The sequence below is a fragment of the Nocardia grenadensis NBRC 108939 genome (assembly GCF_001613445.1).
Classification (GTDB): Bacteria; Actinomycetota; Actinomycetes; order Mycobacteriales; family Mycobacteriaceae; genus Nocardia; species Nocardia grenadensis.
On sequence record NZ_BDCJ01000003.1, the window covers coordinates 261,626 to 286,431 of the forward strand.

The window sequence follows — 24,806 nt, forward strand, 5'->3', positions numbered from 1 at the left end:
GGGCGCCTGGAGGAGAAGGAGGCCGTGGGTGCCGGGAACACCGTGGTCGCGCCGGATGGGTTTGTCGGTTCCGATCGTGAACGCACCGATGGGTGGAGTGGCCGGGGGCCGCCTCGCGTCCGCCGTGTCCGCGGCCGGCGGTCTGGGAATGATCGGCATGGGCAGCACCGGATCGGCCGCGGCCCTGGAACACGAACTCACGCAACTCGATCCGGCACCCGGGGTGTTCGGTATCGGCATGGTGGGCTGGGTGCTCGAGCGCGAACCCGCCCTGCTGGAGACGGCCCTGACCGCGCGGCCGGCGCTCGTCTCGGTCGGTTTCACCGAGGAGTGGGCCTGGATCGACCGGGTCCACGAGGCGGGTGCGGCGGCGCTCACCCAGGTCTACGACGCGGATCAGGCATGCCGGGCCGCGGCGGCCGGAGTGGATGTCCTGGTGGCCCGCGGCAGCGAGGGCGGCGGCCATGGCGATCCCCGGCTGGGCACACTGGCGGTACTGGACGCGGTACTCGACGCGGTCACGGTGCCCGTACTCGCCGCCGGTGGTATCGCCACCGCCCGGGGTCTGGCGGCCGTGCTCGCGGCGGGGGCGGCCGGTGCCTGGCTCGGCACCTGTCTGTCGGCCTGCCCGGAAGCGCTCACCCCGGAACCCGCTCGCGCCGCGCTGATCCGCGCCCGGGCCACCGATACGGTGGTCACCCGGGTCTTCGATCTGGGGCAGCGGCTACCCTGGCCGGACCGCTATCCCGCCCGCGTACTGGCCAACGAGACCACCCGGACCTGGGCGGAGCAGGAGGCCGCGTTATCCGCGGACGGCGCGGCCCGCGACGAAGTGGCGGCGGCCGCCGCCACCGGAGACCCCCGCCGCGCCCCCGTCGACGCCGGCGCGGGCGTCGGCGCTCTCACCCGCAGTCTCCCGGCCGGTGAGGTCGTCGCCGCATTGTGTACCGGAGCCGATCGGCTGTTGGGCCGGTGGGCGCACGGCGCCGGGACCGCGGCGGACAGCGGCACGGCACTCGGGCCGGAGAGCGACTGACGCTCGTCAGATCCAGCCCTTCTCCCGTGCCCTGAGGGCCGCCTCATACCGGTTGGAGACCCCGAGCTTCGCCATTGCCGCGGAGAGGTAGTTGCGGGTGGTGCCCGGCGACAGGTGGGCTCGCCGGGCGATGTCCTCGACCGACGAGCCGTCGAGGGCGTATTCGAGAACATCGGCTTCCCGTGCGGTGAGCACGGTGTCACCGGCGCTGATGGCTTCCGCGGCCAGCTCCGGATCGACATACCGGCCGCCGGCGTGCACGGTGCGGATCACGTCGGCCAGCGTCGCCGCCGAGGTCGTCTTGGGCAGGAAACCCCGAACCCCCGCGGCCAGTGCCCGCTTGAGGTACCCGGGCCGGCCGTGGCTGGTGACGATCAGCGTGGCGGCACCCGGTGCGAGCCGCAGCAGCTGCGTGGCCGTCTCGATACCGTCGATACCGGGCATCTGCAGGTCGATGACGGCCACCGCGGCCGGCTCGTCCGCCGCGCGGCGCCGCCACACGGCCAGCAGCTCCTCCCCGGAGCCGACATGGTCGACGACCTCGAGATCGGCTTCGAGATCGAGCATTGTCGCCAGCGCCGCGCGGATGAGGGTTTCGTCATCGGCGAGGAAGACCGGAATCATATTTTCTCCCAGCGGATCTCCAGGACGAACTCATCGGCGGTCGCGGTCACGGCGAGACTCGCGCCGACAGCCGCGAGCCGTTCCGCGAGCCCACGCAGCCCCGAATGCTGCCCCGGCGTGCCGCGCGGACGGTTGTTGCGCACCGACATACCGGCACCGCCGAACGCGAGCGTCGCCGATGTGGCCGCGGAGTGTTCGACGATATTGGTCGTACCCTCACGCACCACCCAGGCCGCGACCTCGTGGAATCGGGCGGGGACCGTTGCGGGATCGCCCTCGACGCCGAGCTCACACCCCACCGCCGCGAGCAGCGAACCCGCCCCGGCCACCTCCCCGAGCAGATCGATCCCGCGATAGCCCCGAACCAGTTCACGCATCTGCCCCATGGATTCGACAGCGAGTGTTTTGACCTCGTCCATCTCCTGCGCCGCCCGGTCGGTATCGCCGGACCGCGACAGCACCCCGGCGAGTTCGCTTTTCACGGCGATCGCCGAGAATCCGCGGCCGACCACATCGTGCAGGTCCCGCGCGAATCGCAAACGCTCCTGCGCCAGCCGCAGTTCGGCCTCGACGACCTTCGCGTGTTCCACTTCGTCGACAACCCGCAGCCCCCACATCGTGAGCCAGACCGTCGCGATGACGAATCCGCCGGCGACGAAGGTCACCACGATCCCACTCACCACCGTCGCCGGGGACGAGCCGAAAACCGATCCGGTCGCCACGCTCAACACCGGCAGAATCCACCATCTGTGCCGGAGAAACGATACGAGGGCGAACACGGCCAGCACTGCCACATAGACGCCGGTCACCCGGGCGAGAACAACGGCGGCTTCGTCGTCCGCCGTCCGGGCGACCACGGCAGCGGCGACCCATACCCCTGTCAGCGTCGCGAGGGCGATCGGCAGGACCCACCCACGCGACGACCACCGCGACGATACGGCGAATTCCGCGCGGGCCTCCACCGCGAAGACCGCCGCGATCCCGGCGAGCACCAGTCCGGCGGCCGCCCACGGCGAGCGAGCGGTGGCCGCCATGGCGACCACCACCGCGACCAGCGCGCCCTGGAATGTGATCCCGGTGTAGAGCCGGAATTTCGCCCCCGCCGGCAGTGCGCGCCACCGGGCGGTCCAGCGGTTCACCCGCGGTCGTCCCAGCGCAAACTCCGGCGGATCAGCGCGAACGCCAGGACGGTCCATATCGTCAGTGTCGCAAACGGGCGCCCCATCTCGGCGAAGGTCCCGGCGAAATCACCCGCGGCACCGGCGTCGGCGAGCGCCGGCACCCCGGCGACACCCAGCGACACCAGATCGGAGACGGCCGCGAAGGGAGTCCAGCCGGCCAGATCCGCGAGTCGATCCGGCAGCATCGCGCGGATCGATGTCATCCCCAGCATGGCGATCGTCATCACCGGCAGCGAGGTGATCTGCGCGGCCTCGGCGTTCTTGGTGAACGTGCTGGTCGCCAGCGCCAGCAGGGAGAACAGGCCGATTCCGCCCGCGAGAGCGAGTGCGAGCGCGACGGGGTTGACCGGCGCGGGCGCCCCCGCACCGTAGACGACCGCGGCGACCACGGCGGCGCAACCGAGGGTGACCAGCGCACCGGGTATCGCGGGCGCGGTCTGGATCTGCCAGTCGGCGGCCTCACCTGTCCGAAGTCGTTTCAGTACGCCCTCGCCGCGGCGGGTGGTGACCATCGACAGCACCGAGTAGTACTGCACGAACAGCAGGGTCACCAGCGCCAGCATCTCGAAGGTGAGTACCGCGAGATCCGCGGCGGAGGTATCGCCACGGCGGGCGATGAAGAACAGGGCCGCCGGTATGCCGATCGGGAACACCGTCGCCAGGTAGACGAGCGTTTTGTTCCGCCGGAACTGCAGGTACTCGGCCTTCGCGAGGGCAGCGAGCGGACGGCGGCGGAATCCGGGGGCCGGTGCGGCGGTCGTGGTCATCAGCGGGCTCCGATCAGTTCGTCCCCGGTCGCCGTCGCGGCGGCCGAATCGTCTGCGATATCGAGGAAAACGGTCTCCAGGGATGCGGCGCGGGCCTCCAGCCCACCGAGCCGCACGCCCTGTTCGTCCGCCCAGCCGAGCAGCACCGACAGATCGCCCTGCAGGTCGTGGGTGCTGACAGTGACCCGGGCTCCCGCCTCGATGCGGGCGGTGGACAGATTCGGCAGCGGTAGCCCCGGATGGTCGAAGGCGATCCGCGCCGGATGGCCGTCGACGATCTCGCGCAGGGTCCCGGTGCGCGCCATCTCGCCCCGGTGCATGATCGCGACCCGATCGGCCAGCGCTTCCGCTTCGTCCAGATAGTGCGTGGTCAGCACCATGCCCACTCCCGAGTTCTTGAGCTCGGACAGCAGTCGCCAGGTCCCGCGCCGGCTCTCCGGGTCGAGTCCGGTGGTCGGTTCGTCGAGAAACAGCAACCGCGGTTGACCGAGCAGGGCGCAGGCCAGATCGACCCGGCGCTGTTCACCACCGGAGAGGGACCCGACCCGGACGCCGGCGCGATGGACCAGATCGACCTGCGCGAGAACCGTTGCGCTGCTCACCGGGTTACTACAGGTCCCGCGCCACATCTCGAGCGTTTCACGGACGGTGAGCTCGGTGGGCAGGCCCCCGGACTGCAGCATGATGCCGACCTGCGCGCGTACCTGGCCTCGGTGACGGTGTGGGTCGAGGCCGAAGATCTCGACCGAACCGGCAGAGGGTTCGACCAGTCCCTCCAGTATGTCGAGCGTCGAGGTCTTGCCCGCGCCGTTGGTGCCCAGCAGGGCGAACACCTCGCCCTCGGCGACCTGGAGATCGATACCGCGGACCGCTTCGAAGGCGGCCTTTCCGGTGCCGTAGGTCCGGCGCAGACCGCGCGCGACGACGATATCGTGTACCGGCCGCCCGGGCAGTTGCGGTGGATCGGGATATGCGCTGTTCATATCTTCTACGATCACCGCGCCGGACCGGGATCTGTAGTAAGCGCAGTCACCGGATATTCGTGCATTTCGCACGGTCCGGAGATGACAAAAGTCATCATCCGCCCGCACCGGTTTCGCCCGACGGCCGACGATGAATCGCCGAACAGCCGGGCATCGAGCTGACGCGCCGCCGGGCAACCCACCAACCACAGAGCAGCTGATAATCCCTCGATATCGATTCTCTCGCAAGATGATTGGCTCCCGCAGCGGCTGGACGTGCCCTGCGGCGCGCACGTAGAATCGACTACGGCGCCGACCCGATCCGCTCACTCCCGATCGCGAACAGGAGATACCGCGAGACCGGCCGAGAGATCTTCTGCCGTACCGGCAATCCCCCTCCTGCCTTGAATCCCGGTGTACAGCCTTGTTCCGGAACGCCTCGTGCCGGGCCCGGACACCGGACGCCAACAGGTGCGGCACCTGTCCCGCGAGTCACCGGCTCCCGGAGAACAACCCGAACCCGACCGAGTCGCACCCGGGTGCCGCTTGCCCACCGGTACCGCGGTCGGCCGCGCGATCCAGCGAGCCCATCGATCGGCCGGTCCGACAACTCCCGCCGGGAGACACCGGCACACCAGAAACTTCGGAGGTCTGTGATGACATCGGATATCGGCGCACGTCAGGGCGCATCGGCGGATGCCGTCGAACATCACCACGGGCATTCGGCGCGCACCGGCGATCCGGCCGGCCCGTTCGTCTGGCCATGATCGGCGAGCCGTCAGTGCTTGCGACCGATAGCCCCGTAGAGCACCAGCTTGGTCTCCGGCAGATCGTCGGCGAGCCACTGCTGCAGGGGAACTACGCCGGGCCCGGTGTTCTCGAATTCGTCCGGGAACGCGGTCACCTCCGCGCGCGATCGGCACCGGACCTGCGCGGAACTGTTTCTGCTGTGCTCCCGGGTCTGTGCCGATACGGCGACCCTGCAGGCGGCCGAGGCACCGCATTTCTCCCCGGCCGCGCGATTGCGTACCTTCGTGCTGCCCGGAAGCGGGCACTCGGTGAATCTGGCCCGCAACACCGCCGACTATCAGGCGGCGGTGTTGGAGTGGATGGAGTCGATCGCCGGCTGAGCGCCGCGGCGAACACGGCGTCAGTTCAGGCCGGCCGCTTCCTTGGCGATGACCGCGAGCCGGGTCTGCGCCGCCGAGACCACCCCGTGCCGTTTCTTGTGTGCCTCTTCATAGGCGACGACTGCCCGGATATCGGCCGGATCGGTCAATTCCTTGACCGCGGCGACCGCTCGGCTCACATTGAGCCGGTCGTAGTCGGCGATGGGCAACTCCCCCGGCTCGAGCACGCCTGTGGCCGCGCGGACCGAATGCAGCGAAGCGGCCGCGATACCCGCGCCTTCCCGGCGGGTGACCTGTTCGGCGCTTTCGAGCGCGGCGTCGCGGGAGGCGGTCAGCGTCCGGGCGGCGATATCACCGGCGTGCGCGCCTCGGGACAGTAGTTCACCGAGCGCGGGCGGGGTGGCCCGGACGGTGTCCAGCGCCCGGTCCACACCGCGTGCGGACCACGTGACGGGCAGATTGACCAGTTTCACGGCAGCACCGGCCGCCGCCTGTAGCGGCGTGCGGCGCAACGCGGCCGGGCCGCCGAGTGCCTCCTCGGCCAGGACAGTGGTCAGCCAGTCCACGGTCGCGGAATGCGCGGTGATCAGGCGCTGCGCCAGCGCCGCGATATCGCCGCGTCCCGCGCTGGTCGCCAGGGCCTTGACGTACCGCGCGCGGTCGAGGAGCTGGTGTTCCAGGGTGAGATCGCCCAGCAGGGCCTCGTCGAACGGCTGCGCCTGGTCGAGGAGCGCCTTCACCACGGCGGTGGCCCGGCCGAGGAAGGGGCCGATCACCTCGGGTACGCCGCCGAGTTCACGAATAGCGGCGCCGACGGTTTCGGCACGCGCCCGCGCATTGTCGGCGTTCTCGGACAGTTCGCGGCGCACTGCCTCGGTCCGGGCCTGTCCGATCCGGGTTTCCGCGATCTGGATCTCGGTATCGGTCAACTCACGGATCGCACGCAGCTGCGCCAGCAGAGTGGTGGTTTCACGCGAAGTCATACGAATATCGTTCCTCCGGTGTCGATTTTCTGGCGGGTGCCACGTTGCACCTCTTCCGCGCCTACCCGTTCCGCCTCTCGATAATCAGCGCCGTCGAAAGGACTTCGCCGGCCCGCCGTGCCGAGAGATATCGAGCGGCCCACTTCCGGCCGACCGTGCCACCGCTGGGATTATCCGAGCGTTTGCTCGGGTACGGTGCGCGACGGTCGGTGCGGGAGGTGGCATTGGCGTCGTCGGCGAAGCTGCTCAGCGGTCTCGTGGGGCGGCTGACCGGCGCCCGGCCGGCCGTTTCCTCGCCCCCCCGGCGTCAGCCCTGACGAGTGGGACGGATGGTCAGGTCGCCGATCTCGACGTCCTCCGGTTGATCGATGGCGAACGCGATCGCCCGGGCCACCGCCACGGGATCGATTCCGAGTTCGGCCATGTTCCGCCTGACCTGCTCACGCACGGCCGGATCGTCGACAGCGTGATCGATGAACTCGGTGCGTACATATCCCGGGGAGATCGACGTCGTCCGCAGCACACCGTCGGTGCTCTCCTGACGCAAACCCTCCAGCAGGGTGCGGACCGCGTTCTTGGTCCCGGCGTACACCGCCTGGGTGGGGACGATCTTCAGGCCCGCGGTCGACACCACGGTGACCAGGTGACCACTGCCCTGGCCACGGAAGATCGGCATTGCCGCCGCGATCCCGTGCAGGATTCCCTTGACGTTCACATCGACCATCGCCGACCAGCCCGCCACGTCCAGGTCGGCAACAGGACCGATCCTGCTGATTCCGGCATTGCCCACGAGCACATCCAGCCGGCCGAAACGCTCGACGGCCAGGTCGACGAGTGCCCGGAGGTCACCGGGCTCGATGACGTCCACCCGAGTCGCCGCGGCCCGGCCACCCGCGGTCTCGATCTCGGCGACGAGCCGGTACAGCCGATCGATGCGGCGGGCACCGGGGACAACGGCCGCACCTTCGGCGGCTAGATGACGCGCTGTCGCCTCGCCGATTCCACTACTGGCACCGGTGATCGCGACGACTTTGCCATGAATGGCCACAGGGAACCTCCGCATATAATGGACACATGTCCGTTTACTCAGACCACCCTACCGGACAACTGTCCGCTTCTGCTGGGCGCGGCAGTACGCGGCGCGCGGACGCGCAGCGCAACCGCGAACGCATCCTGATTGCCGCCCGCGATCTCGTGCGCGAGCAGGGAGAGCTGAAGCTCAACGCGGTCGCGAAAGCCTGCGGAATCGGGCAGGGCACCCTGTACCGGCACTTCCCCACCCGCGAGGACCTCCTTGCCGAGGTGTATCACCGAGAAGTGCAGGAGTTGGTCGGCGCGGCGGCGACACTGCTGGCGGCCCACCCGCCACTGGATGCGCTGGCGGCGTGGCTCGAGCGCGTTGCCGCCTACGCGCGGGTCAAACGCGATGTGTTCGCCGCGGTCGAAGCGGCGACGTGGCGTGACCTCGCCGCCCACAGCTTCGGCCCGATCGGTCAGGCGGTGGAACTACTGCTGTCCGCGGGCCGTTCGGCAGGCACCATCCGGGCCGACGCCGAAGCCCGCGATGTCATCGTGCTCATCAGCTGGCTGTCGCGGCTGGACGACGCCGAACTCGACACGCGCGGGCCGCGCTTGTTGTCGATCCTCATCGATGGTCTCCGGGCACACCGTTCCTGAGAGCGGCGACCCGCCACGGTTCGGCGGAATCCACGTGACGCAGGAGCCGCAGCGTGTCCCCGGTGCCAAGTAATTGGTCGACATCCATCCAGAGCGAGCACGCGGAACGGAACACAGCCGCCCTGCTCTACGCTGAGTCCATGGCGACGCTCCGTGAGGCCCAGAAGGAGATGACCCGCGAATCCCTGCTCGAGGCCGGTCTCGAACTATTCGTATCGAAGGGTTACGCGACCGCCAAGGTCGACCTGATCAAGGCCCACATCACCGAGCGGCCCAGGCCGGCACTGGACCGGGTCCCCACCACCACGCACGGATCGACGGAGCGGGAACTGGTCGCGGTGGTCGAAGACGGATCCCGGGAGCGGATCCGCGCCTGGCTCGACGCGAGCGCACAGCGTTCGGATACCGTCCGGCCCTACAACACCACGGCCTTCGAGGCGGCGGCGGTCGATCCGGAGCTCCGCGGGCTGTTCGACGAATGGATGAACGAGGCGATCGGCGATATAGAGGACGGCCTCGAGCGGGCCGGGCGGTTCGCGGCCGGGACGCGCCGGTTCCGCGGTGTCCTCGCGAGCACCGAACTGGACCACGTCGCACGGAACTGGACGGCGGGACAGTGGGGAACCGGGTACGAGAAGATGCTCGACGTCCGCACCGACAGCTGGTTCGGCTTCCTCGGCCGCGGCTGATCCTGCCGTCGGCCCGAAGCCGGCATCCGGCTCCCGCAGCCGGCGCGGCTACGGTGACGGGACCAGGGTGAACAGGAGTCGTTCATGGTGCGATTGGACCATCTCGTGAACGTACTGGGTGGATACGGAGTGCGATTGCGCTGCTGCCCGGTGTCGCGGGCGACCGTGATCCGCAGTGTCGCGATGTTCGACGCCACCGGGGCGGAAGAAGCGACCGGCGATATCCTCCTGGCCGTAGGCGCCGGATCGGTGCGGACGGCGGTCGCCGGAGCGCGGGCGGCGAGGGCGGTCGCGGTACTGGTCCGCGGGGGCACCGACGCCGACCGGGAAGCGTCCGCGATCGGACCCGAGGACGGGGTCGCGGTGCTGGTGGTCGATCCCGAGGTGTCGTGGAGCCAGCTCGCCGGGGTGGTCTACGGGCTGGTGCTGGAGGGGCGGGAAACGGCCTCCGGGCGCGGTCCCACAGATCTTTTCGCCCTGGCGGACAGCTTGGCGACCGCGGTGGACGGTGCGGTGACGATCGAGGATCCGCTGTCCCGGGTGATGGCGTACTCCACGGCGGGGCGGGTGGCCGACCGCGCCCTGCGGGAGACGGTACTGCAACGCCGGCAACCCGCTCCCCTGCGCGAACTTTTCGAATCACGCAGCGTCCATACGCATCTCGCGAACTCCGACGAGCCCGTATTCGTCGAACCGGACCCCGGGCACGGGCTCGACGGACGGATGGTGGTCGCGGTGCGGGTGGGCCGGGAACTGCTGGGTGCGGTGTGGGTGGTCTGCATCGCACCGATGACGGGCGCCCGACGGGCCGCGCTGGCCGACGGGGCCCGGACGGTGGCACTGCATCTGCTGCGGTCGCGGGCCAGCGCGGACCTGGAACGCCAGGTCGAATCCGAGCTGGTGATCCGGCTGCTGGAGGGCAGCCCGGATGCCACCACCGTGGTCGGCCGGCTCGGGTTGGCGCCGGCCCCTTTACGTGTCGTCGCGGTACGCGCTCAGATCGCGGCGCAGCGGCATGCCGGGCTGCTGCTGGCCTTCGAGCAGGCCACGTTCGGTTTCGGCTGGTCGCGGCCGGGGCGCAGCACTTTGTCGGACAACACCGTCTACACGATCCTGCCCAGCGACCGGGTCCGGACGGCACGAGACTGGGTGACCGCACTGCGCACGGCGCTTCCGGCCCGCGTGACCCTGTCGGCCGGGATCGGCGGACCGGGCACGGCCGCCGACCTGCCGGCCTCCCGTCAGGAGGCGGACGAATGCCTGGCACTGCACGAACAGGGGTCGGCGGAGATCGCCTACCCGGCCTACGATGAGTCGTGGGGCGAGATCCTGCTCCAGCGGTTGCGGGCCGCGGCCCGGACCGGCCGGATACCGGCGCGCGGCCCGGTCGCGGAGTTGCGCCGGTACGACAGCGCGCACGCCACAGACTATGTGGCGACCCTGCGGGCGTGGCTCGATGCGCAGGGCGATCCGGTGCTCGCCGCCGCGGGCCTGGGCGTCCACCCGAACACCGTCCGCAACCGGATACGGAAGATGCGCGAAGTGGCCGCGCTCGACCTGGAAGACGCCCGAACCCGATTGGCCATGACCATCGATCTGGCGGCCTTCGAAGACGACTGACCACCCGGTTGTGGAAAACGAACAACTGATGGGGGCCGAACTGTGCCAGGCCGACAAGCGCCCCGTCGCGGAGCGGGCCATGATGGCTGTGACAGCGCATCGTTCGACGTGGAGGTGAGCATGGCGCGCGCAACGAGTCGGCTCGACCCCGAACGAGCAGCACGGTATCGGGTGCAGCACTCGATACCCGGCTGAATCCTCGGCTATCTCCCCATCCGTGGAGCCGGTGTCCTGCGTACCCGGCTCCACGGAGTTCTGCCGTCGGGGCGGCCTCTCCTCCCCGGCCCCGACGGCAGAACTCCTTCCCGATCAAATCCTGTAGGACGGATATGACCAGTAGCTCGCCTGTATGGCTGACACCGCACGCCCACGAACAACTCCGGTCCGAACTGGCCGACCTGCTCGCCGCCGATGCCGCCGGACAGGCCGAGAACGCCGACCCGGAAGACCGGCTCACCGCTCGGCATCAGCGCTCGGCCCGTATCGCGCATATCCGGGACCTGCTGAACAACGCAGTATTCGGGCAGGACCCACCGGACGACGGCATCGCCGAACCCGGGATGGTACTCACCGTCCGCTACGACGATACCGCCGAAACCGAAACCTTCCTGCTCGGCAGCCGCGCCGGCGATCACGACGAGCTGGAGGTCTACTCCCCCGACTCCCCCCTCGGAGCCGCGCTCACCGGAGCCCGGCGCGGCGAACAGCGCACCTACCGTGTACCCAACGGCACCGAATTCCGGGTCACCCTGCTCGAGGCCGTCCCCTACGGGCACACTGTGGTGAGCGCTTCTCACCCAGTATGAGGGCCGTTCGATCGAGTGCGAGGATGCAGGTGCGCACGAGTGGGGTAACCCTTGTCCATATCGATTCCCCGGCGATCGTCCGGGACGACCGGACGATCGCACTGCCGATCCGGTCCTGGCTGTCCGCGGGGTTCTGGGAACTCTTCGGCCTCCCCCGTGCCGACCGCGCACTGTCCGGGCTCTCGTTCGGCACCGAGGACGCTCCGCGTACCTACCTCGCCCGGCGCGGCGCCGATCCCACGACCTGGAGACCGGAGCCGCTGCGGGTGGATATTCCCGTCACGCTGGGTCCCGGCCCGGGAGTACTGGAGGTCTCGGGGCCGATGAGCCGGGCCCGACGCCGCCGGGTCGAACGAACCACGCTGGTGATCGCCCTGGCCACACCGCTCGACCACCCACCGGATTCGGTTCTCCCGGAACAGATGTGGGAGGACGCCCGATGGCACACGACGATCCTGGTGCCCGACGCCCACCCGATGACGCCGATGCGGAACAACGACGGCCGATAGCGCACATTCCGTGGCGGCACGCCCACGAACCCGCGTACCGGCCTACGAGGCCTGTCGTTCCGGGCACCCATCACGCCCGGGAGATGCCTCGGCGGCCGCCCAGGTGCTCGGCGAAGTGCCTTTCGATGGCCTGGTAGAGCCGGATCCGGTTCTCGGGGTTGGCGAAGCCGTGTCCCTCGTCGTCGGCGACGAGATACTCGACCGGGACGCCGCGTGCGCGCAGCGAGGCGACGATATTGTCGGATTCGGCCTGCACGACGCGGACGTCGTTGGCGCCCTGGGCGACGAGCAGTGGGGTGGTGATCCGGTCGGCCATGGTGATCGGCGACCGGGTCCGCATATCGGCCTCCTGCTCGGGGATTTCGGGATCGCCGACGTAGCGGTACCAGTTGTTCACGTTGTAGGCCCGAGTGAACGGCGGCAGAGTGCGGAGGAAGTTCGCGAGATCGGAGATGCCGACATAGTCGACCGCGGCGGCGAAACGGTCCGGGGTGACGGTGATTCCGACGAGTGCGGCGTATCCGCCGTAGGAGCCGCCGTAGATGCCGACGCGGTCGGGGTCGGCGTAGCCCGCGGTGACGGCCCAGTCGACGGCGTCGAGCAGGTCGTCGTGCATCGCCCGCGCGAACTCACCGATCGCGGCCGTCACGTGCCGGCGCCCGTAACCGAGCGAACCACGGAAGTTGACCTGTAGCACGGCGTAGCCCCGATTGGCCAGGAACTGCGCCTCGTCGCTGTAGCCCCACGAGTCGTGGTACCAGGGCCCGCCGTGCACCAGCAGCACCAGCGGTAGATTCCGCGGCTCTACGCCGACCGGCAGGGTGAGGTAGGCGTGCAGGGGCAGGCCGTCGCGGGCGGGGAACCCGACAGGTTCCATAGGCGCCGCGGCGGCCGGGTCCCGGTCCGGGTAGGACCGGAACAGCAACCGGGCCGCCCCGGTGGCATGGTCGTAGAACCACGCGACTCCGGGATCGCGGTCGTGGACGAACGTGGCGATCCAGCGCGTGCCGGTCTCGTCGGAGGACAGGGTGCCCAGCACACCGTCGGAGAGTTTCCGCAGCTCCGCGTAGACCTCGGCGAAGTGGGGAGCGAGGACCTCGATATGCGGGCGGTCACCGACGAAGCGGGCCGCGAGGATCTCACCCGTGGCCCGGTGGGTATGTACCGGCGGCGGTAGCACCCCGGGCAGCATCATCCCGCTGATATCGAGGTCGTGTCCGTCGACCGCGGCGACGACGGTCTCCGCGCCGGTTTCGTGGTCGATCCGGACCAGCCGCAGGTCGTCGCCGTCTTGGAAGGATCCGACGAGCAGACCCTTGCCGTCGGCGGTGACCACTTGGGGTTGGACGCCCATGGGATGCTCGGCACCGCCGAGGCGACGCAGCAGCCGTGTCTGCCCGCCCGGGTCCATCGCGGAGATCTCGAGCAGTCCGTCCGCGGCGATCGCGGTGCGGAAGACCGGCTCGCCATGACGGTCGAACAGGATCCCGGCCGTCGGATCGTCCTGTTCCCGGTGCAAGACGGTCTCCCCGGTGGCGACATCGATCCGGAACATATCGAAGAACAGCGGGCGGCGGTTCATCGTGACCAGCACGCTGCCCGGTACCGACGCGAGCGGCTCCGCTCCCGCCACCCGCGACCCGGGCTCCAGCGGGGTGAGGTCGACCGCCGGTGACCGCGGGTCCTCGAGGTCGACGCGGTGGAGGTGCCAGTCCTCGTTGCCGTCGGTGTCCTGGAGGTAGAGCAGCCACCGGGGGCTGTCGGTCCAGTAGTACGTGGTGATGCCGCGGCGAGCATCGTGGGTGACCGGGACGGCGTCCTCGTGGCTCTGATCGACACCGCGAATCCAGATATTGAGCCGCCCGCGGTGGGGGGCGAGGTAGGCGATACGGGTGCCGTCGGGCGAAATCGACGGGTGTGCGAAGTCGGGATCGGCGAAGAAGGTCGCTACATCGATCAGCGCCGGCCGCGGGTCGGTCGAGCGTTCGGACACGGTCATGGACTGCTCCTACTCGTTGGCTGTCACAGCAATCTGACACTGTGCCGCTACGGCACACTCAAGCCGGCCGTCCGGACCTACCCGCCCGGTGCCGGTTCAGCGGATGGGGCGCAATCGCCGGGATGCGGGCACGGCGAACGCCGAATCCGAAAAACGGCCCGCCCGGCCTCGTCCGGGAAAGTGCGCTCGACGAGTTCACGGTGACGCGCGCTACATATTCCGCAGCGGCGCGCGTATTTGAATTCACGCTGGTGGAAAGAGCTTTCAGTGCCCTTTTTCGATGGCGTGACAGTGCGGCACCCGAGCCGCGGTCAGCTCGACGACGAGTACGCGATGACCACCGACAAGAAGGTGGCGCGGACCAACATCGGCCCGCGCCACCTCTTGTCGAATAGGCCGTGCCGGAAGTGCACGCTCGGCGAGGATCGGGGTTACTACCTCCGCCGCTAGTTGTCACCATGGTGGGCCGGCTGCCCGCTCGACCTGCTCGGCGAGGCCGGCGCAGTTGACCGGCCGGGTCGTTTCGACACGGAGGGTGGATGCAAGTCCGAGTGGTGTGGCCTGCTCGGCCCAAAGGTCCCAGTCGAGGCCAACCGCTGCTTGTCGCGATGGAGAGCGGTGCGTGCGCCGGGGCAGGGCACGGGGATGGCCCGGTCTGTCATTGCTGGCCGGTCCGTGCGCTGATGCCTGTACCGGTCGCACGCGGCGCGATCCGGTCGGGAAAACCGGGCAGCGCATTCGGCCGTCGCGCGGAATCGGTTCTTATCGGGTTCGTCGTACTCGCAGCTATGTGTCCCTCGGGTTCTGCCCGCGTTGTTCGATCAACCGATCGATGATCGTGGGACCGGTGAGCCGCAACTCCGGGTAGTCACGAGCGAGTAGCGGCAGCAGAACGGACCCGAACTGCATCAACGTGTTGGATCCGGAAACACTTCGATTCGGCGCACCGTCCAGTACCTCCTGCACGGATTCCATCTGCCGGGCAGTGGACGTCTCCTGGATCCCGCTCGGTCTCAGTGATTGGAAGCCAGGACAGAAACCAGGCCGGCTATTGGCCCGGGCATTCTTGGCCTCGCCCGTGACGGTGATCGAGTTGATGTGTCCCGTCTCGTCGTCGAACTTGATATCGAATCTCGGTGGCCGGCGCGGCTCGGTGAATTCGCCGAGCGTGGTGAAGGTGACACCAGCCATAACACTGAGCTTCTGTGGGGACTGGATCACGGCGTGCTGAATATCGGCCCATGCAGTTCCCGAGATCCGTTCCGCATGCTCGCCGAGGCTGTCCAGGAAGCCTCGCATCACCTGCTGCACGCTGGTCATATTGGTCGCCGCGCTCAGCACCGATTTATCGATGGGGGCAGCGGCCGGCACGCCGTCATCGACGAAGTGGGCGGGCAGATCCAGTTCCGCCCGCTGCTCCGGAGGGATGGCATCGAGGAGGGGGTTACGATCGGCTGATCGTTCATCCTTGATGGCGGCGATATCGCGCCACACCGGATCGAGCGCTCCCCAGCCGGCGTTCAGGTAATGGACCGCTGCCTGGAGGAACGCGTGCTGTCCGCCCGATCGTGGATACCCGTCCTGCGCATGCATGACGTAGTTGTCGTCCAGCCAGCTGGCTGCATAAGCCGGTGGCTCGGTCTCGTACGACGCCGTAAGCGACTCCCGGACCTGCTCCGGATGACGCAGCATCAGGCTCAGAGCCGATTCGCCGATCTTGAACTGAACGCAGCCGGAAGCGATCGAGCGTTCGATCGAGTACCGCATATAGGCGATCTGCTCTGGTGGAAACAGCTGGGACAGCGGCATTTCCACGCGGGCCTGGTTGATGAGCGCGATGTCTTCATCGACGAATCGCTGTCCCAGGCGTTCGATCACTTCGCGCGCTCGCGCCGGATCGGCGAGTACCTCCTCCATTCCCTCTTTCTGGAGCGCGCGGACACGGGAGACGATCTCTCGCCGGATCTCCGCCGAGGGGCGCCACTCCTGCGGTCCGCTGTCCTCGAGGCCGTCTACTGCGATGTCGGGATCCTCGGCAGGGTCGTCGTCGCTGCGCTCCTTGCCGGTGCGCTTATCGACGTGTTCTTCGTCGGTAGGATCGGCTCGTCTGTCGGAGGTATCGAGGCCGGGGTCGTCGTACCGGGCCGATTCCGGTGCGCCGGACGTATCGATCCGATGACCGGCGCGACCGATCTCGGCCTCGGGCCGATGGAGTCCGGCATCCCGGGGCGCCGGCGGAGCGGTGTCCGGTGTCGCCGAGACGGCCGAGGCGCCTTCCGGGGGCTGCTTCGGTGGATTCGGGTTCGTGGAAGCGGGGTCGCCGTGCCGGCTCCACGGCGATGGGGTGATATCGGCCGGTCGTGGCCCGGCGGACACATAACGGTCGCCGGTCCACGGCGTCCGGGTAGGCGTCTCGGCACTTGGAGGCCGGAATACGGTGTCGGGGCGGCCCCCCGGGGGACGGGGTGCGGAAGTATCCGGAGTAGTTGGTTCCGCCGAATCATGGCTGATCACCGGAGCATCGGTCGAATCCGTGTCGGGGGCGGATCGCGCTGGAGCATCGCCGGGAACGGTAGTATCGGAACGACTCTGCGGGGTCTGGAAATCGTCGGCGGTTCGGATCGATCCGGATTCGCCGGTGGCCCTCGGCAAGCCGGAATCAGAGGGGCGTCGGGTCGTGGTATCGGAATCGTCGTGTGTGCTGTCCGCCTCCTGGACCGGCGGCCTGCTCCGGGCCTCGGCGTCGGCCGAGATGGCCGGACCCTCCAGTTCCGTCCGAGACCGGGGCGCGCTCTCCGGCAACCGAGGAGTCGGCTCGGGCCCGAGGATCGGCGGCCGTTCCGAAAGATCGGGAACGCGGATCGGGCTATCGGGACCTGACCCGGTATCGAATCCGCGCAGTGCGTCGCGACCGGTCTTGTGTACCCGGACGGCGGCGCCGGCGGCCTCCACGAATCCGCCGGCGAAGCCACCGATGGCATTGTCGCGCACCACAGCGAACATCTCCCCCAAAGAGCTGTATTCGTCACGATGAATGATCAGTGACGGAATCGTGCTCGCCGCACCGCCGGCCAGCCCTCCTGCGCTGCCGAGCAGCAACGTGCCGCCCAGATGAGCGGCGAGGCGGGAGAAGACTCCGGCATCGGCAGCGCGACTCAGCCGCTTCAACAGCCCCGGTGCCAACCGGCGCCCCACTGCGGCGCCGGCCACCCCACCGAGAGCACTAGCGGCGGTCAGTTCCACCAGTGCTCGCGTATCGAATTGTTCCCGGACCCCGCTCGCGATATCCCATATCTGCGCGGCCACGCCGGTGGCGCCGCCGAAGAGCCCGCCGATTCCAGCGGCTTTGCCGGCCTGTTGCGCGGCTTCCCGGAAGGCCGCCCGCCGAGCCGCCGCCGCAGCGCCCTGCTCGGCCGTCGTCCGCACCAGCTGCGCCACCGCCGCGCGCATGGTCTGCTCGGCGGCAGCCCGGTCGGCCAGAGCCTTGTATCCGCCCCCCTGGAAGAAGAGCAGGGCGTCCCACGCCAGCTGCGCGCCCAGGGCTATAGCCGTGACAATGATCAGGTGGCGGGTCTGCGCCGCGGCATCGGCGGCGGCGTGGCACTGGTAGCCGAGGTCTTTCAGGACAGCGGCCTGCGCACGCACGCATTCGACCATGCCGCGGTCGCTCTCGTCGAAGACCTTGCCGGTTTCGCCGGTGATGGCGCCGGCCGTGCGCTGTGCGCAGGAATCGCACTGTGCGGCGATTACCTCTAGTTCCTCACCCGCCCGGATCGCCGCGTCGCCGCGAGTACGTGTCATCTCGTCGTTGAGTTCCGGCAGTTCCCCGATCACCAGATCCATCAACGTGCCAGGTACTTCCGACAACAGCTCGGCTGTGTAAACCACCGTGGTTCCTGTTCGTGTCGCCCTGCGATGTGCTGGCGTATCAGTTAACCGTCGGACCGGCACTGCTGGTCCTCAGCGATGGGAACAGTGCAGAGACGAAATACCTTGGAGCAATGAATGATTCGCTGCTGAAGTTGCTGGATTGACGCTATGGCCGACCAATTCTGGGCCGAGCCGGACAAGCTGCATGCCGTCGCACCGGAATACGATCGGATCGGTGCCGCGGCCTCGGAGATCATGCAACGCCTCCGCGAAGCCGTGCACCTCACAGGCGTTCCGTGGGGCACCGACGATACAGGTCGAGCTTTTGCCGAGACATACTGTCCGGACGAACAGCAAGCACTGAGGGACCTGGACGACCTGGTCCGCGCTCTGAATCGGCGCGGAGACGAGCTGCGCGCGGTGACCGCTGTTTTCGAAGGGGGTGACCTGGCCTCGGCACGCGATATCGCGCGGACCGGTGCGGTGCCGGACATTCGCGAGACCGGGCAACCGGCCATCGTCCGCAAGTCGGACCCGACCGCACTGGTCACCGGCCCGTCGACCGTGACCGGATCTCAACACCCGGCCGAATATCCGGCGGGGGTCGATCCGCTTCCCCAACCGGCGCATCGGGTCGGGGAACACACCCCCACCGGATCGTCGGCCGATCGGCTGCACGGACACGCGGATGCCGGTGCGGCGCTCGACGGCTCGGCTGCGGGTCGTGCATCCGGCGGTTCGGTTGACGCCGCTTCGGCCGGCGCCCGGTATCCGGAGAATCATTCGCACGGTGCCCCGGCCCAGCCCGCGCCGCTGGACCGGACGCAGCGGACCGGGCGAACAACTCGGCCGAAACTGGAGGCCACAGGCGTCGGCCGTGGTGACTCGGGCGCCAGAGGTGGCCACCGGACCGCCATCGTGCCTGCCGATTCCAGCACCTCCACAACTGCTTCCGCCGGCCGGGGAAAATCGTCGCCGTGGTCGACTACGACCGGCACGCGAATGCCGGTCAGCGCCCCGGCCGTCTCGGAGCCCCCACCCCGGCTACCCACCCCACCGACGCCACCGCGGCCGGGCCGAACCGCCCGGCCTGCGCGAGCGGACGTCCAGGAACCGGCCGAATCACTGGCCGACCGCTTGACCATGGAACTCGCTGAACGCCACGGCGTGCGAGCGTTCGGGTTCGCCGCACCGGGTATTTCCGGCGAAGTGCTGATCGAAGTAGCTTCCGCGGTCGACGAATTGATGACCCGGTACCCCGTGATCAGACTGTCCGCCATAGGTTTCGGCGAACTGGCCGGCACCGGTCCGGTCGAATTCGACGGGTATCCGGATTGCCCGCGAATCACCCTGTCCCTGCAAGCGGCGACCGAGCCGGCGACTCTTCGACAGACGATCACCGCCGCGGAGCATGCCGGGCTACTCGCTGCCGGATGCGCCGAGCGGCCGTTGTATTCGCTGATCGCGCGAGAACTGGGTGCACTGCTGGACTCAACCGGTGACTTGCGTGCGCGCAGGAATGCGCAGCGTGCCCTGATCGCCGCGTACCTCTCCGGGGTGGACCCATACGAGCGGTATTCGTTGCGTCGAACGGTCACCGGCTACCGGCGCTGGCGCGATCAACTCCCCGGCCGGAGTTTTCGAGGATCGCAACTGGACCCGGCTGCGGCGCTGTCCGAGGCATTCACCGGAGTAGTGCTGGCACCGGACCGGGCAGCACCCGCCACGAAAGTTCTTTTCGAACTGCTCGTTTCCAGCGCCGATCTGCGCCCGGCCGACGCCGGTCGGAGTCGAAGTCGATTGCAGAGCTGAAGCGCTGTGCGGGCGAATTCACCAGTTTCGAGATCGATACCGGTATCGGCACGGCGATCGTCGAGGCCACGATTACTTCGCGGGTGAGCGCCACCGCCCGGCCGCAACGCACCGGGCGCCGGGGAGAATTCCGGGTGGATCAGGCCGGACCGAACCGGACGCCGGAGAGTTTCTCGGGGACCTCCGAGAGGTGCTGCGCCGCGTGCACATCGCTGGCCTGCGCGGAGCGGCCCACGAGTGTCGGGTACCCGTGCAGCTCCCCGCGACCGTCCGGCCCGACGTAACTCGCGCCCGGCAGGTCCTGTGTCGCAGCGAAAGACGAACTGCGCACCGTGCTCCGCGGATGGATCGAATAACCGAGCACCTGTACATCCGACCGAACTGCGACTCGACTTCACCTTCGCGTCTCCGTGTCCACAAATCGATGCATTCCTGGACACGGAGACCAGTAATCATCGCTGGTCAGCGATGATTACGGTGCGGAACTGTTCAGGTTTGACCCTTCTATGGACATAGCTGAATAGGGATGGACCAGACTGTGCTCACCGGCTTGGCCTGCGCTGTGTGTCCGGATCGGCGGTCGGTGGATCGCGGCCGTCATGGGTAAGGTCGCGGGGTGATCGACCTCGATGAGTCCGGCGAGTGCGTACTGATGGTCCGCTCGGATACGGATTTTCGGCAGGCTGACGAGGTCCGGCTCGAACTTCGTTGCCCCCGGGAGCCTTACGGCGACGAGTATGTAACCGAATTCTTGGTGAGGGCCTGCGGTGATTCGGTACCCATCGAAGCTGCGGTGCGCATCCTGGATGGTGATGGCCTTGTGGAGTTCCTCGACGATCTCGCCGAGGGGTTCTCGGGCTGGGACGGTACGCGCACTTGGCGCGCCATCGACCGCGGACTCACCCTGTCGGCCGAGCATCGCGGCCACGTCCACTTACGGTGGGGGCTGGTCCGCCACGGTCTGCCCGGTCTCGAACCAGCCCGGATGTGGCTGTTCGAGACCACGACCGTCCACGCCGCGGGGGAGTCGATGCGCACCTTGGCCGCAGATGTCCGTGCCTTTCTCGATGCCGCGATGTGAGTATCCGCAGTGACCGACATCGTTTCCGAATCAGCGCCCTGCCCTGTCTCCTGCTTGGATTGCCGGTCCCCGGTCGCGGCGACAGTGACCGAGGCGCTCGTCGGCGCGGATCGCCGGTGGGACATCGAAGCCGGCTGCCGGGTATGCGGCTGCATGTGGCATGAGGGTGGCGCTGCACCGGTGGCGGTGGAGATGCGCCGGGCCCTGCTCGACAGCAACGGCTGGACCGCGCTCGGTCTCAGGGAAGGTCAAAACCCACCGGCGTCGGTGACGATGAAGGCCCTACGCGCGACACGGCCGCTGTCTCTGTCGGAGGCGCGGGAACTCGGTCGGTTCGGACTCCGGGGGACGAGGGTCGAAATGGAAGTCTTCGCCCGGCGGCTCCGCGCGGCCGGTGTGGCAGTCGAGATCCGCGCCGAGAGACCCGGCGCCGGCGGGGCGGGGTGAGGTAAGCGTTGGCATCCGCCGGCGGACACTTCCTCGCTGTTCAAAAATTGATGCATTCATAAACACTAGGACGGGCAATCATCGCTGTTCATCGATGCTTTCTGTCCTTCAACCGTATGAATAGCCTTTTTATGAACACAAGCCGGAAGCGGCAAGGGAGGGAGCAGTTCGCTTGGCCGCAAGGCGGTGGTCAGTATCGGCGTTCGGCGGGCCGGAAGGTCTCACTGAGTCGGTTGTAGGCGTCGCGGACCTCGCCGGGGATGTCTTGCCCGACGATGTGGCCTTCGGCGGGGTACTCGTCGAGGCGTTTGATCTCTCCCATGGTGACCGCGACGATCGATTTCGGATGCGGTGCTGTATCGGCATCGGGCCGGTTGCCGTACTTCATGTAGTTCTCCAGGGAGACGTCCGGGGTGGACATGGCGACATGATCGACCGAAACACGCTTGCCGTTCACGTCGGCAATGCCCTGTTGCATGATCGTGGCCCATACCCGGCGTGCGTGGAACGGGGTACACACGCCGATGAGCGAGGAGATATCGCGGCCGTGGTCGGCGAGCATCTGGACCGAGAAGGCAGCGTTCTGACCCGTGTTGGCGGCTTTGGGTTCCTCGATGATCTGCCGGGGGTCGAGTTTCATCTTCTCTGCGGCCAGCCGGAATTTGGCTGCTTCGCCGTTGCTTCCGGAGAACACGACAGGGACATCGCCGAACCCGCGGTCGCGGACCAGGTTCGCGATCACCGAGGCGCCGCCGATGTCTTTGCTGCCGAAGAAGATGATTCCGCCGTAGTTCCGTGCTGGATCGATCCCCCATTTCGGGTCGTAGCGCAGATAATCCCACAGTTTTCCCAGGTCCGACATCGCCCGGTCTGTGTCCACACCGCGCTCGCGGAGCTCCTCGAACCATGCGGTGTAGGCGTCTTCCCGGCGCCCGCCGTAGACCTGATCGTTCCTGATCAACGCTCGGGCGGACGTATCGATCGGTATCGCAGCATCACGTTCCGCACGAAGGAACATGCCGGCCGAGGCCCGGGTCTCGCTGATCAGTCCTCGCTGTTTGCCGACCGCGTCCGAGATACCGGTGGTCAACGCGCGTGCAACCCGACCGGCAGCGTCCAGAGCAATCCCCGCCGGGCTGTTCGCACCCGGCAGATCCAGGCCACTCATCCGTCCTCTTGAAACTCATGATCCGAAACGACGCGCAGAACCATGAGTCCGCTGTCAGCCTTTCGAGGCTAGTACCGGCCTTCTTTAGGCGTACTGCTGTCCTTCGCCACCTTCTGGATCGGTTTTCTGGCACGGCCTTACCCACCCTGGGCGGGCTCTTCATCGGAACCGGACTCGCGCCGGTCACCATCTTCGTCCTCACCATCATCCCCACGCTGATCGCCGCCGTGGCGATCATGCAACTCGCCCGGGTCGTGGCCGCCCGCACCCCGACGAAACAAGCGGGAACCAGCGACAGCACCGACATACTCGAAACCACGTGACCCTCGGATTCGCACATCGGTGGTAGCGGCGGCCCGGCCTACTATCGGTCCACAATGGCCTGCCTCGCCGCACGAGAGCCGCCGACTCGACCCGAGCCCACGACGAACCACCGGGACGCCCGGCGTAACTCGATGAGGGAGATACGCCGGGCATTCTGCTGGACTCGTATCGGCCGCCGACCTCCGACCAGGACACCCGGGTGCCGAGGAGGTCCGCACCGGCCGCCACGACTCCGGATACGCGGGCGGAGCGGTGCCGAACCGCGAGATCGGTCAGGTGATCAGGGCGAGAGCTTCCCCGATGGTGGCGGTTCTGCCGAGTACGGGGAAAACCCGGGTCAGCGACCTTTCGTGTCCGGCGGGGTCGGGGTCCGACCGCATCGGCAACCACTATTACGTCGAAGCCCAGGTCGTATGCGCTGCGTGCGGTGACTCGACCCCGGAGGTTGTCGCCAGCCCGGCCAGGACAACTGTGGTGATGCCGGCGGTGTGCAACCGCTCCGCGGGCAGAACCCATTCGGCCTCCGCAGGCGCAACTTCCGGTGGGATACGGGTCTGCTCTTCGCTCCAGCTTTGCCGTGTCTCCGCATAATGGGTCCGCCCGTCCGGCGTGCCGGTCGTGACCAGGTGCCTGCCCGAACTCGGCATCGACCGCGCACCCGATAAGTGCTCGGACCGCTTGCGCGTAGCCCTGGAATGACTCCGGCCGACCCGACGAGTTCCTCGGGAACGGCGGCATCACCTGCCGCTGTACACCGGGAATACGCTGTGCTCGCCGTAGTCCTGGGCTCGCATATTTCGCAGCACGTCCATATCGTCGTCGGTGATCACGAAATCGACCTGGGCGTTGCTGCGCATATGGTCGGGGTTGCCGGTCTTCGGCAGCGACACCGTCCCCAGTTGCAGCGTGTAGCGGATACAGAGCTGCGGAACACTGACCCCGTACCGGTCGGCCATCGCCCGGACCTCCGGGTTCTTCAGGATCGCGCCGTGCGCGATGGGCGAATACGCCTGCACGAGAACATCCTTGCTTTCGCAGTACGCAATGAGCTCGGCCGGGGTGTTGCCCGCATGGACGAGCAGCTGGTTCACTTGCGGTGCGACAGTACACGCCGACAGGATGTTGTCGAGGTCGCGCTGCTCGAAGTTGGAGACGCCGATCGAGCGGAGCTTGCCCGCCGCGTAGGCCTGCTCCAGCGCACGCCAGGTCTCGCGGTTGCCTTCGGCGTAGTCCCCGCCCCGGAAGTCGGCCCAGGGTTGCGGGCTGTGGATCAGCATCAGATCGATGTGGTCCAGCCCCAGCGCGGCCAGCGAGCCGTCGATCGCGGTGGCCGCGTCACCGTGGTTCTTGATCTCGGCCGCCACTTTGGTGGACACGAACAATTCAGCACGCGGGACCCCACTCGCCCGGATTCCTTCACCTACCCCGCGCTCGTTCCCGTAGGCCTGCGCGGTGTCGATATAGCGATAGCCGATCGCGACGGCCTCGGTCACCGCGTCGGCGGCCTTGTCGTCATCGATGAACCAGGTGCCCAAGCCCAGCTTCGGGATGCGCACTCCGTTCGACAGTGTGTACGTCTCGCTCAGGATCATGATTTGCGCGCTCCTTGTGTGTGTTTTCCCTGGTGTAGCACGGTCGCCGGCACTTGGCGTCCGGCACGGCAATGGCGTGTCCGCGGGGAGTGCGGCCCGTACACTCGAACCCGTTTCGCTGACGTCCCACCAGGTGGATTGCCCATATCCTGGCAGGTGACCCGCACCAGCTTCCGGCGCCGGCCACGCACCGGGCCCGGATTCGTCGCGAGGATGCGGCAGGTATCTCCCGACCCTCTGCTGATCAGGAACTGCATTGGACGAGGGGGGGTCAGTGCTGATCGGCTGGTCCGGTACCCCGCCTCAGTGGGTTAGCGTCGTCGTGGCGGGCGCTGGCGCCGTGGTGGCTACGAGGCCGGCGTGCTGTCGGTGCTGCTGTCGCGCCTGCACAGCGGCCGATCGGCTACGCGGCCGCCGAGATCACGGCCGAGCACGTACTCGCCTCGGCGGCGATTCCGGCCGGCAATTGAGCCTTCCCGGCGATCAGGCCGCTGGGCACAACCCCGTGACGGCAGGACGGGACCGACGG

The 24,806-nt window shown here is 68.0% G+C and carries 21 protein-coding genes; 10 read left to right on the plus strand and 11 right to left on the minus strand.

Features of this window, described 5'->3' with window-relative positions; translation table 11 throughout:
* The first annotated feature begins 28 nt into the window (after positions 1 to 28).
* The gene (locus NGR01S_RS03390) at positions 29 to 1,036 is read left to right on the plus strand and encodes an NAD(P)H-dependent flavin oxidoreductase (RefSeq protein ID WP_157107091.1); all 1,008 of its coding nucleotides are present in this window, start codon (positions 29 to 31) and stop codon (positions 1,034 to 1,036) included.
* 6 nt (positions 1,037 to 1,042) lie between these two features.
* On the opposite strand, the gene NGR01S_RS03395 is transcribed toward NGR01S_RS03390, so the two are convergent.
* From NGR01S_RS03395 to NGR01S_RS03410, 4 genes are read right to left on the minus strand one after another with little or no spacing between them, the layout of a single operon-like run.
* A complete protein-coding gene (locus NGR01S_RS03395; RefSeq protein WP_063034674.1) occupies positions 1,043 to 1,660 on the minus strand; it encodes a response regulator transcription factor in 618 nt (205 codons plus the stop codon).
* Positions 1,657 to 2,799, minus strand: coding sequence for a sensor histidine kinase (locus NGR01S_RS03400; protein ID WP_245664417.1), 1,143 nt, complete (start codon positions 2,797 to 2,799; stop codon positions 1,657 to 1,659). The genes NGR01S_RS03395 and NGR01S_RS03400 overlap by 4 nt, the downstream gene beginning before the upstream one ends.
* Positions 2,796 to 3,608: an ABC transporter permease gene (locus tag NGR01S_RS03405; RefSeq protein WP_063034675.1), complete on the minus strand. Its 813-nt coding sequence runs from the start codon at positions 3,606 to 3,608 to the stop codon at positions 2,796 to 2,798. Before NGR01S_RS03405 ends, NGR01S_RS03400 begins: the two co-directional genes overlap by 4 nt.
* The gene (locus tag NGR01S_RS03410; protein ID WP_063034956.1) at positions 3,608 to 4,591 is read right to left on the minus strand and encodes an ABC transporter ATP-binding protein; all 984 of its coding nucleotides are present in this window, start codon (positions 4,589 to 4,591) and stop codon (positions 3,608 to 3,610) included. Before NGR01S_RS03410 ends, NGR01S_RS03405 begins: the two co-directional genes overlap by 1 nt.
* Positions 4,592 to 5,442: 851 nt before the next feature.
* On the opposite strand from NGR01S_RS03410, the gene NGR01S_RS32265 reads away from it, so the two are divergent.
* Complete coding sequence (locus NGR01S_RS32265; RefSeq protein ID WP_063034676.1) at positions 5,443 to 5,700, plus strand: hypothetical protein; 258 nt, start codon at positions 5,443 to 5,445, stop codon at positions 5,698 to 5,700.
* A 20-nt stretch (positions 5,701 to 5,720) separates the two neighbouring features.
* Here NGR01S_RS32265 and NGR01S_RS03420 read toward each other — a convergent pair whose 3' ends face one another.
* Positions 5,721 to 6,683, minus strand: coding sequence for a hypothetical protein (locus NGR01S_RS03420; RefSeq protein WP_063034677.1), 963 nt, complete (start codon positions 6,681 to 6,683; stop codon positions 5,721 to 5,723).
* A 307-nt stretch (positions 6,684 to 6,990) separates the two neighbouring features.
* Positions 6,991 to 7,731 (minus strand): SDR family oxidoreductase, encoded by a 741-nt coding sequence (locus NGR01S_RS03425; RefSeq protein WP_084480318.1) that lies wholly within the window; start codon positions 7,729 to 7,731, stop codon positions 6,991 to 6,993.
* Between the two features lie 26 nt (positions 7,732 to 7,757).
* On the opposite strand from NGR01S_RS03425, the gene NGR01S_RS03430 reads away from it, so the two are divergent.
* From NGR01S_RS03430 to NGR01S_RS03450, 5 genes are all read left to right on the plus strand, one after another.
* Entirely contained in the window at positions 7,758 to 8,360 is a 603-nt protein-coding gene (locus NGR01S_RS03430; RefSeq protein ID WP_084480319.1) for a TetR/AcrR family transcriptional regulator, read from the plus strand.
* A gap of 140 nt (positions 8,361 to 8,500) precedes the next feature.
* A complete protein-coding gene (locus NGR01S_RS03435) occupies positions 8,501 to 9,049 on the plus strand; it encodes a TetR/AcrR family transcriptional regulator (protein ID WP_084480320.1) in 549 nt (182 codons plus the stop codon).
* Between the two features lie 84 nt (positions 9,050 to 9,133).
* Positions 9,134 to 10,669, plus strand: a complete 1,536-nt coding sequence (locus NGR01S_RS03440; protein WP_063034678.1) for a PucR family transcriptional regulator — start codon at positions 9,134 to 9,136, stop codon at positions 10,667 to 10,669.
* Between the two features lie 329 nt (positions 10,670 to 10,998).
* Positions 10,999 to 11,475, plus strand: coding sequence for a GreA/GreB family elongation factor (locus NGR01S_RS03445; RefSeq protein WP_063034679.1), 477 nt, complete (start codon positions 10,999 to 11,001; stop codon positions 11,473 to 11,475).
* 23 nt (positions 11,476 to 11,498) lie between these two features.
* The gene (locus NGR01S_RS03450; RefSeq protein WP_063034680.1) at positions 11,499 to 11,984 is read left to right on the plus strand and encodes a hypothetical protein; all 486 of its coding nucleotides are present in this window, start codon (positions 11,499 to 11,501) and stop codon (positions 11,982 to 11,984) included.
* Between the two features lie 70 nt (positions 11,985 to 12,054).
* On the opposite strand, the gene NGR01S_RS03455 is transcribed toward NGR01S_RS03450, so the two are convergent.
* Together NGR01S_RS03455 and NGR01S_RS03460 are read right to left on the minus strand one after the other, a co-directional pair.
* Entirely contained in the window at positions 12,055 to 13,983 is a 1,929-nt protein-coding gene (locus NGR01S_RS03455; protein ID WP_063034681.1) for a S9 family peptidase, read from the minus strand.
* Positions 13,984 to 14,769: 786 nt separating this feature from the next.
* Positions 14,770 to 17,871 carry a hypothetical protein gene (locus tag NGR01S_RS03460; protein ID WP_157107093.1) on the minus strand — a complete coding sequence of 1,034 codons (3,102 nt, stop codon included), beginning with the start codon at positions 17,869 to 17,871 and terminating at the stop codon, positions 14,770 to 14,772.
* A 150-nt stretch (positions 17,872 to 18,021) separates the two neighbouring features.
* On the opposite strand from NGR01S_RS03460, the gene NGR01S_RS03465 reads away from it, so the two are divergent.
* Complete coding sequence (locus NGR01S_RS03465) at positions 18,022 to 19,665, plus strand: hypothetical protein (protein ID WP_063034683.1); 1,644 nt, start codon at positions 18,022 to 18,024, stop codon at positions 19,663 to 19,665.
* 139 nt (positions 19,666 to 19,804) lie between these two features.
* On the opposite strand, the gene NGR01S_RS03470 is transcribed toward NGR01S_RS03465, so the two are convergent.
* Positions 19,805 to 19,996, minus strand: coding sequence for a hypothetical protein (locus NGR01S_RS03470; protein WP_157107094.1), 192 nt, complete (start codon positions 19,994 to 19,996; stop codon positions 19,805 to 19,807).
* Between the two features lie 285 nt (positions 19,997 to 20,281).
* On the opposite strand from NGR01S_RS03470, the gene NGR01S_RS03475 reads away from it, so the two are divergent.
* Positions 20,282 to 20,746 carry a DUF6228 family protein gene (locus NGR01S_RS03475; protein ID WP_218020707.1) on the plus strand — a complete coding sequence of 155 codons (465 nt, stop codon included), beginning with the start codon at positions 20,282 to 20,284 and terminating at the stop codon, positions 20,744 to 20,746.
* 637 nt (positions 20,747 to 21,383) lie between these two features.
* Here NGR01S_RS03475 and NGR01S_RS03485 read toward each other — a convergent pair.
* Positions 21,384 to 22,361 carry a YdcF family protein gene (locus NGR01S_RS03485; RefSeq protein ID WP_063034686.1) on the minus strand — a complete coding sequence of 326 codons (978 nt, stop codon included), beginning with the start codon at positions 22,359 to 22,361 and terminating at the stop codon, positions 21,384 to 21,386.
* A 17-nt stretch (positions 22,362 to 22,378) separates the two neighbouring features.
* On the opposite strand from NGR01S_RS03485, the gene NGR01S_RS03490 reads away from it, so the two are divergent.
* Positions 22,379 to 22,684, plus strand: a complete 306-nt coding sequence (locus NGR01S_RS03490) for a hypothetical protein (protein ID WP_157107095.1) — start codon at positions 22,379 to 22,381, stop codon at positions 22,682 to 22,684.
* Between the two features lie 738 nt (positions 22,685 to 23,422).
* On the opposite strand, the gene NGR01S_RS03495 is transcribed toward NGR01S_RS03490, so the two are convergent.
* Positions 23,423 to 24,280, minus strand: a complete 858-nt coding sequence (locus NGR01S_RS03495; protein ID WP_063034961.1) for an aldo/keto reductase — start codon at positions 24,278 to 24,280, stop codon at positions 23,423 to 23,425.
* Positions 24,281 to 24,806: the final 526 nt, after the last annotated feature.